This window comes from Paenibacillus rhizoryzae (assembly GCF_059686995.1).
Genome location: NZ_JCAALT010000009.1, coordinates 37,811 through 52,323, shown reverse-complemented (window position 1 = coordinate 52,323; position 14,513 = coordinate 37,811). Strand labels below are relative to the sequence as shown.

Annotated in this window: 8 protein-coding genes; 3 read left to right on the top strand and 5 right to left on the bottom strand. The window is 56.1% G+C overall.

The annotated features are described in order from the left end of the window. Positions 1-91 precede the first annotated feature (91 nt). A complete protein-coding gene (locus tag AC6ESO_RS24180) occupies positions 92-1,075 on the top strand; it encodes an MBL fold metallo-hydrolase (protein WP_497093627.1) in 984 nt (327 codons plus the stop codon). Between the two features lie 23 nt (positions 1,076-1,098). Continuing rightward, positions 1,099-2,013: a polysaccharide deacetylase family protein gene (locus tag AC6ESO_RS24175; protein ID WP_497093757.1), complete on the top strand. Its 915-nt coding sequence runs from the start codon at positions 1,099-1,101 to the stop codon at positions 2,011-2,013. Positions 2,014-3,071: 1,058 nt separating this feature from the next. Here the strand turns inward: AC6ESO_RS24175 and AC6ESO_RS24170 are convergent. Both AC6ESO_RS24170 and AC6ESO_RS24165 read right to left on the bottom strand, forming a co-directional pair. After that, a complete protein-coding gene (locus AC6ESO_RS24170; RefSeq protein ID WP_497093626.1) occupies positions 3,072-4,646 on the bottom strand; it encodes a methyl-accepting chemotaxis protein in 1,575 nt (524 codons plus the stop codon). 290 nt (positions 4,647-4,936) lie between these two features. Then, on the bottom strand, positions 4,937-5,440 hold the full coding sequence (locus tag AC6ESO_RS24165; RefSeq protein ID WP_497093625.1) for a DUF5946 family protein: 504 nt from the start codon (positions 5,438-5,440) through the stop codon (positions 4,937-4,939). 136 nt (positions 5,441-5,576) lie between these two features. Here AC6ESO_RS24165 and AC6ESO_RS24160 point away from each other — a divergent pair, with 136 nt between their 5' ends. Further along, positions 5,577-6,461, top strand: a complete 885-nt coding sequence (locus AC6ESO_RS24160; protein ID WP_497093624.1) for an alpha/beta fold hydrolase — start codon at positions 5,577-5,579, stop codon at positions 6,459-6,461. Between the two features lie 258 nt (positions 6,462-6,719). Here AC6ESO_RS24160 and AC6ESO_RS24155 read toward each other — a convergent pair whose 3' ends face one another. The 3 genes from AC6ESO_RS24155 to AC6ESO_RS24145 form a co-directional block, all read right to left on the bottom strand. Next, a complete protein-coding gene (locus AC6ESO_RS24155; RefSeq protein ID WP_497093623.1) occupies positions 6,720-7,679 on the bottom strand; it encodes an acetylxylan esterase in 960 nt (319 codons plus the stop codon). A gap of 30 nt (positions 7,680-7,709) precedes the next feature. Further along, the gene (locus AC6ESO_RS24150) at positions 7,710-8,930 is read right to left on the bottom strand and encodes an MFS transporter (RefSeq protein WP_497093622.1); all 1,221 of its coding nucleotides are present in this window, start codon (positions 8,928-8,930) and stop codon (positions 7,710-7,712) included. A 222-nt stretch (positions 8,931-9,152) separates the two neighbouring features. Further along, positions 9,153-13,973: a DEAD/DEAH box helicase gene (locus AC6ESO_RS24145; protein ID WP_497093621.1), complete on the bottom strand. Its 4,821-nt coding sequence runs from the start codon at positions 13,971-13,973 to the stop codon at positions 9,153-9,155. Between the last annotated feature and the right edge of the window lie 540 nt (positions 13,974-14,513).

Genomic DNA, 14,513 nt, shown 5'->3' with positions numbered 1-14,513 from the left:
AGATGGCTGCGCTCATGGTGGCTGGGTACCGCTTTGCACTATAATGGGAATCATAAGGATGAATTGGACAACAGAAGGGGCATGATCGCAGATGGCTTCCATCCGGCAAAACAATAAATTCGTCAACGCCATAGAAACGAAGATGGACATGAGCTTCAAGGCGATCGTCAGCATGCTTCGGGATCAGTTCAAAGGCAACCCGAACCGTCAGCCGGCGCAGGCGATTCCGTATAAAAAGCTGTCGCTGCCGGCTCAGCCTCAGGCAGAGGGCATTCAGGTGACGTGGTTTGGGCATTCTGCGTTTCTGCTCGAGATCGAAGGAAAACGGCTGCTTTTTGATCCGATGTTTGCGGATTCGCCTTCTCCGGTAGCGCTGTTCGGAGGCAAGCGCTATAGCGGCGGCCTTCCGCTGCAGGCGGAGGACTTTCCGGCTATCGATGCGGTCATTCAGTCGCATGATCATTATGATCATTTGCATGAGGGCACGATTCGGAAGCTGAAGGACAAGGTGGGCCGTTTTATCGTCCCGCTCGGAGTAGCGAAACGGCTTCGCAAGTGGGGCGTAAATCCTGCGAAGATCTCGGAGCATGATTGGGGCGATGAGCTGCAGCTGGCAGGGCTTATGCTCGCGTGTATGCCGGCGCGGCACTTTTCAGGCAGAGGGCTGTTCGATCGGAACCGTACGCTGTGGTGCTCGTGGGTGATCGCAGGGAAGCGCAACCGGGTCTTTTATAGCGGGGACAGCGGCTACGGGCCGCATTTCAAAGAGATCGGCACGACGTACGGCCCATTCGATCTGACGCTCATGGAGTGCGGTCAATACGATGAGCGCTGGGCGGCGATACATATGATGCCGGAGGAAACGGTAAAGGCGCATAGCGACGTACGGGGGAAGCTGTTGATTCCCGTTCATTGGGGTGCTTTTACGCTGGCGTACCACGATTGGACGGACCCGGTTGAGCGTGCCGTGAAAGCGGCTCATGCACAGGGCATTGAAGTGGCAACACCGCAGATCGGAGAAACCGTTACCGTAGGCAGTGCGCATTATCCAACTGCCGCTTGGTGGCGGGGATAGTGTCCTTGGAGGGGGAGAGCGTGATGAAAGGGAAGTATCTCGTCATCAATTGCGATGATTTTGGCCAAAGCGCGCCGATGAACGAAGCCATTATGCATTTGCTGGAGGAGCGGAGGGTATCGTCGGCAACGATCATGGCGCCGGCGCCCGGCTTCGAGGAAGCGGCGGCTTGGTGCAAGAAACGCGGGCAGTCCAATATCGGACTGCACCTGACGCTGACCAGCGAATTCGATGCGCTTCGATGGGGAAGTTTGACGGGCCATCCATCGCTGCATGATGCGAACGGGCATATGTATCAGACTGTTGAGGCGTTCGAGCGAGGTGCGAATACAGCGGCGGTCGTGCAGGAGATGGATGCTCAGTATGAGCGGGTGCGCCAAGCGGGCATTGCCATTACGCATGCAGACAACCACATGGGCAGTCTGTACGGCATAGCGACCGGCCGCAGCCACATTCCGCAAGTTCTGATGAAATGCGCCAAGTGGAAAGTGCCGTTTCGACTGTTCCGCCACGTTCATCCGGAGGATATGATGGCCGCTGTTCCCGGCGTGGAGCGTGCCGTGGGTAAGGCTTCAGCGCTCGCGGGTACGCTCGGCGTAGCGATACCGGACTATCTCTTGTCGCATCCTTTCGAGGTTGAAGAAGGAGAAACTTACGAGTCCTTCAAACAATCCATCATCGCCAAAATGTACCGCCTACCCGAGGGCATCAGCGAAACGTATATCCATCCCGCTGTAGAGGATGCCGCCATGCAGGCGACGATCCCCCACTGGGAGAAGCGGGTGTGGGAATACCGGCTCATGCTCGATGACGATATGCACGCTGCATTGAAGGACGCGGGCGTCACGCTGACGGACTACACTTTCATCCATCGGCACGGCCGCGCATCGCGACTTCGCTCCGTCTGGGCGCTCGGCGCGGAGCTGCTGCGCAAGTAGCCGGTCGCCGGTGGGCGACGCTAGTGCTGGCGAGCGGGAGTCCGCTAGGCTCGTAGTGTTACCAGGCGGAGAAGTTCGCTAGTCGCGAGTAGCTGCTGAGGCGCCGGCACGAGGGTGAAGGGAAGAGTGGCTCGTAGAGCAACACATTGGCGGGAACCGAGCGGACATGGTGGAAGAGTAGCTCGTAGGGCGACACATTGGTGGAAAAAGAGTGGAAATGGCGGAAGAGTAGCTCGTAGGGCGACACATTGGTGGGAACTGAGTGGAAATGGCGGATAAGTAGCTCGTAGGACAACACATTGGTGGGAACTAGCGGATGTGGTGAGGAATAGCCCGTCAGGAGATCTACACTGGAGCTAACTCGGCGAAATGCTTCCGAAGCGGGAAATAAATGGTTAGTTTGAAAGCCGAGAGTCCAATTTCTGTACTCTCAGTTTCTATTTCGGTTGGTTTTGATGCTGAGAGTTCGGTTTGGCGACTCTCAGCTGCCGAAGCGGTAAGTAAATGGTTAGTTTAGAAGCTGAGAGTTCGATATTCATACTCTCGGCTTCTTCTTCGATTGGTATTGGTGCTGAGTGTTCGATTCCGTACTCTCAGCTTCTTCTAGCTTGTTCGAGCTCAAGTAGCACATCGGAGAGAATCGGCGAAACGAGCACATGTAGCGCATCAGGGGATCTACATCAGATCGAATTCGGCGAAACGAGCACATGTAGCGCACCAGGAGATCTACATCAGATCGAATTCGGCGAAACGAGCACATGTAGCGCACCAGGGGATCTACATCAGCCCCAATTTGGCGAAACGAGCTAATGTAGCGCACCAGGGGATCTACATCGGAGCGAATTCGGCGAAACGAGCTCATGTAGCGCACCAGGGGATCTACATTGGAGCGAATTCGGCGAAACGAGCACATGTAGCGCACCAGGAGATCTACATCAGATCGAATTCGGCGAAACGAGCTCATGTAGCGCACCAGGAGAGCATTTCGACAATCCTCTATAGGCAACAATAAAGGCCGGGTTCCATTATGGAACCCGGCCTTGTCGCAATCGGCTCTGTTAAATGCGGAATCGCTTGACCATTGTGTTGAGCTGATACGCGAGCGAGCCGAGGGATTGGGAGGAGCTTGCCGTTTGCTGGGCGGCTGCGGCGGCTTCTTTGCTGATGGAAGCGATGGATTCGATCTGCTTCATGACTTCTTGGGATTGCGACGCTTGACTGACACTCGAGGATGCGATCTCCTTGGTCTGCTCAGTTACCTCGCCCACTCGAAGCACAATGCTGCCGAGCGCGTCACCGGCTTGCCTATAGAGCGTCTCGGTAGTCGACATTGCCTTCACGCTCTCATGCGTACTATGCTGCATCCCCTTGATAATATCGGCGATCTGCTTCGTGGCTTCGCCGCTGCGTTCAGCCAGCTTGCGCACTTCGTCTGCCACGACTGCGAAGCCGCGTCCTTGATCGCCGGCCCGCGCCGCTTCGATTGCGGCATTCAGCGCGAGCAAATTGGTTTGCTCGGCGATGTCGTCGATGACACCAATGATGTTGCCGATTTGATTCGAATCCTTCTCCAACTCATTCATTCGCTGCGACAATAGATTCATGCTGCTCAGTGATTCTTGCACGGTTTTGCCGCAAGCAATGGCATCTTTGTTGGTGTTGATGGTGAGCTGGGTCGCTTCCTTGGCACGCTGCGAAACGGTGCGCACGCCTTCCGAAAGCTTCGTAACGACCTCCGAAGCCGTCTGTGCCGACTCGGCTTGATACATGTTCCCTCTGGCTACTTCATCGGTTGTCGCGGAAATTTCCGAAGCGGCTACCGTCACGGCTTCGGCGGATGTCAGCACCTGGCTGATTAGATCCCGAAGTCCGTTTGCCATGCTATCAATGGATTGCGTGATGGTGCCAAGCTCGTCCTTATAATGCTGGTCTAGACCATCGCTATGAAGATTACCTTCGGAAACCTGCTTCACGCGATGCAAAATATGATCGACAGACTTCGTAATTCGCCGAATGATGCCAAAACCGGTCACCGCAATAATTAACACACAAAGGGCGATGATGATATAGATAAACACATGCATGCTCTCGTTGGTCTTCTGAATCAGCTTTGCTTGCGTAATGGCGGTCGTATCGAGAAACTCGCCCAGCTCGTTCAGGCTCTCTCTGGCCGTGTCGAAATCAGCGATGTCGCTCGTACCTGCAGCGGTCTTATCGGACCATGCGGCGAAATGAGTATTGAACCGATCGAGATTTTGCTGAACGGTTAATTTGGATTGCTCATGCGTTTCCGCCAAAAGCCCGTTCTCGGCCAGGATGGTACCGGCATTGCCGACCCGTTCCGCGATTTGCCCGATATTTTCGCTCAAATCTTGCTGCTGCTTCTGCAGTTCATCATCGGCCAAATGACCGTTTTCAATGGTTTGATAAGCCACCAGTGCTTGGTACATGTCGCGGTCAGCGTTAAGAATCAGCGAAGTGGTTTGCGCACTGACGTCGTACATCATTGTTTTCATGTGACTCAAATCGGCATTATTTCTCTGAATCAAGTACAAGCAAACAACAACAAAGAGCACTAACGGAATGGCAAGCAGGCCACTCAATTTTTTCTTTAACGAAATATTATTCAGCATCCGGACAACCCCTTTTGTTCTTGGTCCAAGCCAGCTTTGGCAGCTTTAGAGCCCATTATAGAGTCGAGGTGTTTAGGAAGTTTGACAGTAAATGTTTAAATTGTGTTTGATTTTGAGCAGGTCGCTCATAAACAGTCGTATATTTGAGCTTCGCTACAGAGAAAATAGTACAACTATGAACAAGAACGCGAGTTCATCCTGGGCAGCGTATCTATGAATCACCCGGGCGCAGGCGCAAAATTAGAAAGGGTCCCTTCTAAGCAGCAGCTACTTGGAAGAGACCCTTTTGGCTATTCGGCATGAAGGACGGGCTGAGCGGCTTCCTTGACCCAATCATGGGCGTGCGCCCAGCTGTTCCAAACGGCGTGAACCCATTGGTGAATCATCGCATCTCGAGGTTCACCGGCTTCCGCTTGGAGCACTTCTTGAATTGTAATGGCTGCACTCGTTTGCGGCGGGGCGAGCTCGGGCCATGCGATCTTTTTACGGCCTAACTCCATATGTGCTTGCTGCACCTGTTTACCTGTAAACCCATGCTCTACGACCAGATAGAGACCAATCAGCGAGAAGGCTGTCGTAATGGGACGAGTGATTCCGCCGGAATGCTGCGCGCCATAGGAGTCCAGTGCTAATTGATGAATGAATTCGGGCTGTCCATGTGACGTCGTGTAATAAGATAATTGATTGAACAGCTCCATACATTCACCGGTAGCGTGAAAGCGCGAGGGCTCTGCAAAATACTGATTGGGCAGCATCAGACCGCACCCGGGGCATTTGACGATGGATTGTTTCATGGACATTCCGCCTCCTCTAATCGATAAACTGCGTCCGCTGCATAATCAAGCTTCGGCAAAATGAATCCCATTCATCTACATAATCGGCCATACGACGGACAACACACCACGATGCGCATAGAGAGGAGAGCACGGTATGAAGAAGAACAAGAAAGGCTACACCCTTCACAGCACCGTTTCCAAGGATGGAACTGTCATCGGCTACAGACAGTCGGGTCATGGCCCTGGGCTTGTCGTCATTCATGGCGCTTTCGTATCCGGTCATGAGTACGAGAAGCTGGCGCAGGAGCTCTCCGACACGTTTACCGTCTTTGTCGTTGATCGGCGCGGTCGCCTATACAGCGGGCCGCAGGGGATGCAGTACAGCATTGAGAAGGAATGCGAGGATGCCTTGGCCGTTCTTCAAGCAACGGGGGCTCCCTATGTGTTTGGCCACAGCTTTGGCGGATTGATCGCACTGGAGCTTGCTCGATCAGCCCAGCCCATGATGGCGAAACTAGCCGTGTATGAACCGGCTGTTTCGGTTGACGACGAGTTTCCTTCCGATTGGATGACCGACTATAAGCGGCAAATGGAGAAGGGCAAAGACTTGGATGCCTTCATTACCTTCCTCAAAGGAATCGGAACGACGGAGCAGATGGTTAAACTGCCGCGCTGGCTCATCAAGCTGATGCTGCTTCCTTCTTTACTATTCCAGGAAGGGCGTAAGCTTCGCGATAAATTGCCGACGCTCATTAAAGAGATGGATGAGGTGTTTCGCCTCGACTCCACTTTCCAAAACTACAGCGCCATTCGGATCGACACCCTCATTCTGGCCGGCAGCACCAGTCCTGCATTTCTGCTCAAAGGCGCAAGCGCGGCCGCGGCCGTCATTCCAAACGCATCGTACTCCGTGATGGAGGGACTTGGTCATAATGCGCCGGACTTGTTCAACCAGAAGGAGATTGCCGAGCGATTGAAGCGGTATTTTGGCGGAGAAGGGCTGCCAATGAACAAAAGAACCTCGGGCAGCTCGCTGTAAAAGGCGCAGCGGGTGGCAGAGGTTCTTCCGGGTAACCCGGTTGAACCCGGGTGTTATGGCAAATTCGAGCATGGCGGCGGCACAGCCAGACCACCGGTAAAAAGAGGCGTAGCAGCATGACGCGCCATCATGTTAACCGTACGAAACAGGGGCAAGATGGATCGCTTCATTCTGCTCACTCCTTTAGGTAACCGTAGTCAGACTTACCTAAATTATAGCGGATTGAAGCAAGGCGTCCATCGCTATTTTTGACGGAATTTAGCGAAACTGCTTCTGCAGAAAAAGAATCCGTTCCCGATTGTGGTACTCCCCGATTTCATGGCCGCTAAACGGGTAATCGAAGATGACTTTCTCCGATGGAATCCGGTTGTAAACCGCATAGATCGTCTCCGGCAGACAAACGCCATCCTTCCAACCAACAGACATCAAGACAGGGACCTTGATGCGTGAAGCGAGATTGAGCATGTCATAGTGAGCCAGCGTGTGCAGAACAGGCTCCAATTGCTCCGGATAACGTTTGAGATGCTGAGCAATTTCAGATAAGGAGCTGCCGGAGTTAAGCACGCCGTGATCCATATTGCACATGTTCGGAATGTCGGCGATGACGGCCGTTACTTTGCTGTTCAGCGCTGCCGAGATTAGTGCGAGTCCGCCGCCTTGGCTGCCGCCGACCGAAGCGAGTCTGGTCGGATCAACCTCCGGCTGAGCAGCAGCGGCATCAATGGCACGCACGACATCGAGCGTAAGGGCGTGGTAGTACGAGCCTTCCGGCTCAAGCAGATTGCTGGAAACCCAGCCTTTCACCGAGCCGGCTTGCTCCGGCATGTAATTGCCGGTTTCGCCGCCTTGGCCTCTCACATCAACGGCGAATACGGCATAGCCGAGAAGCAGCCAGCTTGCGTAGCGTTCCGGATATCCGCGATCATCGGTATAGCCCGGGAAGGTTACGATACAAGGGAGCTGCTCGTCTGCCTTTGTTTGAGGAGGGACGATAAACCAGCCGTGAATCGGCGTATCGTCGTAGCCTTTATAGGTAATTTTATCGACGGTAACGCCCGGGAAAGGGGAGTCTGCGTGCACGCGCCGGAGCTCCAGCGGAATATCGTCATATTTTTGCAAAACGCGGTCCCAAAAGGAAGCAAGCTGATCCGGATCAATCGTCAGCTCAGCAGAACAATTCATAAGCTCGCGCTTGCGGCGAGAAATCGCGTCGTTCATAGGGATACGCCTCCAAGTCGGAATTGAGTATTATTTGTGCATCGTCATGAGTACAGAAGCGGTCGTTGCAGCAGATCGACGGGATGACAGAGAAGCCCAGAGAATAACAAGCAGCATCAATGCCGCCGTACCTGCGAAAAGCCAGCGGACCGCATCCGGGCCATGCTGGTCGAGGAACCAGCCGGTTCCTTTAGGCAGCAGCGCGCCGCCAATGCCCCCGCAAGCCATGAGCAGACTGGTCGTCCGTTCGGTCCTGCCGGGCGTTGCCCGGTTGGCAAACACGAGCGCGATCGCGAACATGCCCGACATCGTCAATCCGACGGCAAAAGCGAGCACGAATGCCGGTAATGCGGCGGTGAACAAGGTCATGAGGATGAATAGAACAGCAGTGATGATACAAGTACCGATCAGGTAGACCGAACCGCCCACCCGGTCGGCGATTTGCCCGGCAACCAAACGGCCGATGACCATCGCACCCCAGAAGAGGCTAAGCGCCAACGTAGCTGATGACTCCACGAGACCGTTCGTTTGAACAAGCAGGGAAGGCAGGTAGTGAATATAGCTCATCTCAAGACCTACATAAACGATGAAGAATACCGCGCATGCTACCAGAATTATGAGGGAGCGGGTTGTGAGCTTCGGTACTGCTCCCGCATGGGCTTCATGCCCGCTATGGCCGGCAACGCCTACCGATGAAGCAGGCTGATTCAGAACGGATGGCCACCAGATCGACCACAATAAGAAGGTGACAGCACCGAGAACACCGACAATGCCAAACGATAGCTTCCAATATCCAGCCTCAATCAATGCTGCGCCCGCGAACGGGATTAGCAAAGCGCCGACGCCGAAAAAGGTTTCCACGCGGCTCATCGCCGTGTTGGCTTTTTCCCCGGATGCCCCGATAATAAAGGATCCTACAACCGCTTCCGTCATGCCAAGGCCAACCCCGGCAAAAGGCGCAATCGTGAGCATCACCCACCATGGCGGCAGCAGTGTGTATAGGAATTCAGCTACTGTCATGAAGCCGATGGCGGACAGCAGCACCGCTTTTTTGCCAATCTTCCCGATGAGCCAAGGTGCGCACAGAATACCCACCATACCCCCGAGAAACTGATGCATGACGAGCTGACCGCCGTCACCGTACTGTACGCCATAAGCGTGAACCATCGGTTCCATTATAGCGCCGATGACCAATTGACCGAGCCCGACAACCAGATAAGCGAAACAACCCAGATAGACTAACCGAGACATTCTCGTGCTCCTCACGTGATAGATTAATTCCACCATAACATATCTGGGAGAGAGGAACGATATGAAAATATAACGGTTTTCCATAACAAAATAACCTCCCTGCCCGCAGCATAGGTCTGCGGTAAGAGAGGTTGTTTGCGTTTAGCGAAGGTTGCTTGGTTGGGATAGAGAGCTGCTAGTGCTAGCGCAGGTTGCTTGACTGCAGAAAGAGAGCTGCTAGTGCTAGCGAAGGTTGCTTGGCCATAGCACTAGTGAGCGGTTGTCGCGCTCGGCGCCCATGGCTCGCAGTATTTCTTGGGCAGCCGCCGATTCGGTTATCGGCTCCCCGTTCCAGCGCTCGATCTTGATCTTGCTGAGTCCGTGCTGGCGGAGCAGCATCCGGAAAATTTCTTTGAGCACCGCCGTGCCAAGGGTATCGCTGCTGCTTGGTAGGGCGGCATCGGGCGAAGACGATAAAGTAGATAGGTCGACGATGTGGCGTCCGTTATTTTCGAGCCAGAAGCGCCATTGCCCGTGCTGCAGCACGAGGTAATTGCCGCTCTTGCGAGCGAATCCGGTGCCGCGTACGCTTGGCCAGTCGGCAGCCAGGCCGAATGGATTGGCCGGGTCCGTCGCGGCGAGGACGGTGACGGCGGCATTGTCTTGGCCGGGCAGCGGCTGGCGGACCGAAGCGATCTGCTCGCGGCGCGCGAACTGCAAGGTTTGCACGCCCTGCACCAGCAGGCCGCGGGTCACAACGCCCCATTGCTCCAGCTGCTTGAGCATGGGCAGCAGCTCCTCCCAGCTGAATGGCGAGAGCTGGGCGACAAGATCCTTGGATACGATGCCGTAGCTGTCCAGCAAATGCTGCGTCCAGTGTAACGCCGATTCCGACAGTTCGGAGGATACGGATCGCAGTTGGGCGGCGTCGATCGGAGCGGCTAAGGCGCTGGCCGCAAGGTCGGGCCGCCCGGGATCAGCGTGCGGTTGGGCGTGCTGGCCGAGCTGAACGGGCTGAGCGGGCACTGCAGGCGGAACGGGCAAGGCTGGTCGGGCGGGCTGCTCGCTGAGCGGGCCCGTCCAGTACCAGCGCCCGAGGCCGGAGCCGGTGCGGGCGAGCTGCTTGCCCTTGGTTTGCAGCTGCAGACGCAGCGGCGCGAACTGATCGTTCGAGACCGTGCCCTCCCAGATCAGATCGAGCAGATCGATCAGCAGCTCGGACGGTACTTTGCCATAGTCACGGCTTAGCTTCGTCAGGAAGCTGGCCCCGCCTTCCTGCAGCAGTGCAAGCAGGCGAGGATGTTTGGTGTTGTCGGCAGCTTGGACGGCTCGTGCGATGACAGGCGCATAGAGCGGCTTGGATTCCGAGAGGAAGAAGGCAATTTTACCTTCCTTTTCGCTCTCTTCCTTGCGGCCGATCCAGATGATTTCGCCGGAGGCGCAGAGCAAATCCAGATCGTCCTTGCGATAGCCGATTACCCGTGAAGGGAACACAACGGACTCCCAGTGCGAAGCGGGCAAGAAGAAACCCTGCAGCCGCTCGATAACCATGCGCAGACCGTCAATGCCGCTTAGCTGCGAGCCCGCAAGAGCATGCTGAAGCATGGACATATGCGTGCACCAGCGAATGGGATCGATTGGCTCGGCTTGTTTTCGTGCTTGCTCCATTGTCAGGCGGATCAGGCGCTTGGCTACTTGCCGGCTCGTCCATATCCGCTCTTCATCGCCTTCGGCGAAAGGAGCGGGTTCGATCCGATCCAGCTGCAGCAGCACCTCAGGAATATGTGCCGTATCGGCTGACGAAAGCTGAGGATAGCGCTCGCGCAGCTCCTCCTCGGTAAAAGACAGCCGGTGGTCTGCAAAGCGACCGGCAATAAAGGCAATGGCGCTGTCGCTCTTCGGAAAAGCAGCGTACATGTCCTGCTCCTCCGCGCATATCCAGCGACTCTGCCCGCGGCTGATCGTTTGTTCTGCGATTCGACCGGCTTGGTGAAGGGCTTGCAGCCATCCAAGCACACCTACGCCGGCAATGGCGGTAAGCTCATCGGTGGATAGATCGCCGCGCTTTTTGAGCAACATATATAGCTCTTCGGCGTTTGAAGGGACTTGTCGGCCGCCCGTCTCGAGACGCTCCTGCTCCTTCTGTGCGATGCCGGGATCGACCGCTCGCCGAATGGCTTCCTCACCGAAGAGCTGGCCAGCCAGCGATTTGCTTATACTGAGCAATTGGAGCTGGGTCGCTTCACTCAAGCCATCGCCTTCGTAGAGCATCATATTGGCGTAGTCGGAGAGGAATTGAACGGCAAAAGGCGATGGCGCATGCGATTCCTTAACAAGCACCTCGATCTGACCTGCGGTAATGGCTTCGAGCAGCTGCTTCAGCCCGTTCGTATCGAGGTAGTCATGCAGACATTCCCGCAAGGCCTCCTCAAGATAAGGGAACTGCTCGGCATAAGGGAGCGATTGCTTCAGCAGCTCTTCGCAGCGCAGACGCTTCTGCCACATTGGTGTACGCGTGAAGCTGCGGGAGAGAAGAAGCGACGTCTCTGCAATACGACGGAAAGACAGGCCGAGAAACGGTGAGCCTGTAATCGCCTCTGTGAGGAGGGACTCCGCGCTGTCGGCTGTAATTTGCCACAGCGTCTGCAGCCAGGAGGCATCCCAATCGGGCACTACAAGCTCGATGCCGTTGTCTTTGGCGTTGCCGTACATCGAGTAGGGCAGCAGCCGCTGAAATTGCCGCTCGATTGCGAGCAGCCACGTTCGGTTAATGCGTCTGCCGAACGGATTATGGATAATGATGCGCGTCTGGTTCATCAGATCGCGATAATGCTCGATAATGATCCGCCGCTCGGTCGGCAGCCCGAGTGCATGATGCTGGGATTGGATGAGCCCGATCAGCTCAGAAGCAGCATAATGATCGAGTCCATATTCCGCGTCGAGCCAAGCAATGGTGACGCCTTCCCGTGTTTTTTCCAGTTCGGAGCCGCTTTTATGAGTGGGGTCATCCAGTGCCAGCCTAGTGGATAGCTGCTCCAGAAAATGGCCGAGCTGAATGCCGACCTCGACACTTCTGCTGGCATTCTCCGCCTGCCAGAACGGGATCTCGCTGAAGCGGTTCGGAGCTTCTTGGACATATACGCGGTCGTTCTCAATGCTGCTAATCATCCAAGAGCTCGTGCCCAGCTGAAACACATCCCCTACACGGCTCTCAGCGATATAGGTTTCATCAAGCTCGCCTAAGTGAGTGCGGCTGTCAGCATGATGAACAGGATAGGCGGAGCTCTGTGGAATAGTGCCCGCGCCGGTGATAGCTGCCATAGATGTATTGGCCCGCTTGCGTAGCATATCAGTGCTGCGATCCCATTCCATTAAAGGCCGTGCAAATGGGTAAAATCCCGACAGCACCTTGAGCGCTGCTTCCAGCCGCTCTCGTGGGAAGTTGCGGAAACATTCACTTTGTATGACGAGTCTGTACAACGCAGTAACCGAGAGATCTTCCGCCGCCACGATGGATGTCATATGCTGCGACAAGACATCGAGCGGCTCTCGCGGCAGGGTGATCGCTTCGATGTCGCGCCGCCCGATGTTGCGGCAGAGCACAGCCGCCTCCGGCAGCTCGCTGCGTGAACGCGCTATGATAAAGCCGCGGCTCACGTCGCCAACGGCGTGGCCGGCGCGGCCGATTCGCTGGATGCCCGCGGCTGCCGCTTTAGGCGAGTCGACCTGAATCACGAGGTCGACATGGCCCACGTCAATGCCGAGCTCGAGCGAGGAAGTGGTGACGAGGCAGCGCAGCTCGCCGGCCTTGAGCATGCGTTCGACCTCAAGCCGCCGCTCGCGCGAGAGGCTGCCGTGATGCGCGCGCGCCAGCTCGTAACCGGCGTGCTCGTTGAGCCGCAGCACGAGCCGCTCGCACATGCGGCGGCTATTCACGAACAGCAGCACGGAGCGTGCGCCTTCCATCAGCGCCATCATCCGCTCGATGATGGGCTGCCACACGCCATCGCGCGTGCGGGCAGGGCGGCTGAGGTCCGGCATCGTAACCCGGACCTCTATGGATTTGGTCATCGTACTCTCGACGATGACCACGGGGCGCTGCGCGTAGCCGAGCGGATGCACCTGCTCTGGCTCGGCTTGCTGCCCGGAGGCGAAGGCGCCAATAGCCTCGCCGCCATCTCGCGATGCATCTCCGATATCGGCAGCGTCCGCACCAAAACCTCCGTGCTCATCGCCCGCACCGGGCCCGACACCGCTCTCTGGATAGCCATCGCCCGCACCGAGCCCGCCACTGCGCCTCGCGCTGTCTCGTCCTACATTTTCTCCAGCGCGTGCACCTGCGCCAAACTCCGCGCCGGCCGCCGGCTCCCAGCCGCCAAGAAACCGCGCGACCCGCGACAGCGGCTTCTGCGTCGCAGACACGCCGATCCGCTGCACGGGCCGCGCCGCGAGCGCGGACAGCCGCTCCAGCGAGAGCGACAAATGCGCGCCGCGCTTGTCACCGGCAAGACTATGGATCTCGTCGACGATAACGGTCTCGACCGTATCGAGCATGCTGCGACCTTTGTCCGACGTGAGCAGCAAGTAGAGGGACTCCGGCGTCGTCACGAGCACGTCGGGAGGGCGCCGAGCCATGCGAGCCCGCTCGCTTGAAGGCGTATCGCCGGTCCGCACCGCTGAGCGGATACCCGGCCATGCCTCAGCCGCGTCACCGCTTTCGCCACTTTCAAACCGCTCAATGTCCTCCATAAACCCGACCAAATGGTGCTGAATGTCATTGTTGAGCGCTTTTAGCGGCGTGATATACAGCACGCGCACGCCTGGCGAGAGGGCTTTGCCCCGTGCGGCAGCAGCCAGCTTGCGCTGAGCAAGCCGATTCAAACAGGGCAGCAGCGCCGCCAGTGTTTTGCCTGAGCCGGTTGGCGCGGCAATCAGCGTATGACGGCCTTCCGCAATGGCGGCCCATGCTTCCAGCTGGACAGGCGTAGGCTCGCCGAACGTATGCCCAAACCAACCGGCCAGCGTCTTATGAAATCCCGCGAGTGCGGGAGAAAAGAGTGACATAGCGAAACCTCCTTTTCTATGAGAACTCAGAACGTATAATTCCATCTCCAGAGGACTTCGACAGCCGTAATATTCGCTGTAACGCAGTCCGTAGTTCTTATCTTATTTCATTAAAGTAACTCGATTTGAAATTTCAACGCACCTCAGAGCCCTTGATCAATATAACTCGAGCCGAAATTCTAACGAACCCCACAGGTCTTATTTCAGCAAATTAGCTCCATTTGAAATTCTAACGAATCCTACGGGCCTTATTTGGCCAGAAATATCCCTTTTCCATCCGAATTCACCTAAATAAGGCCACTAGGATTCGTTAGAATCGAAAAGTGGCGATTTTCCTTAAAATAAGGCCTCCATGGTTCGTTAGCGTGCAGTCACAGCAAAACGGACAGCGCCAGCCGCTTCCCACGTCCCGGAACGCCATCTCAGCGCACAGCCGCTCCACCGCAATGAAAACGCCCTACTCGGCACTAGTCGTCGCACCAACGCCTTCTGGGCACTAGCCGTCTCACCCTCGCACTACTCCTTCTCTATCATCCTACT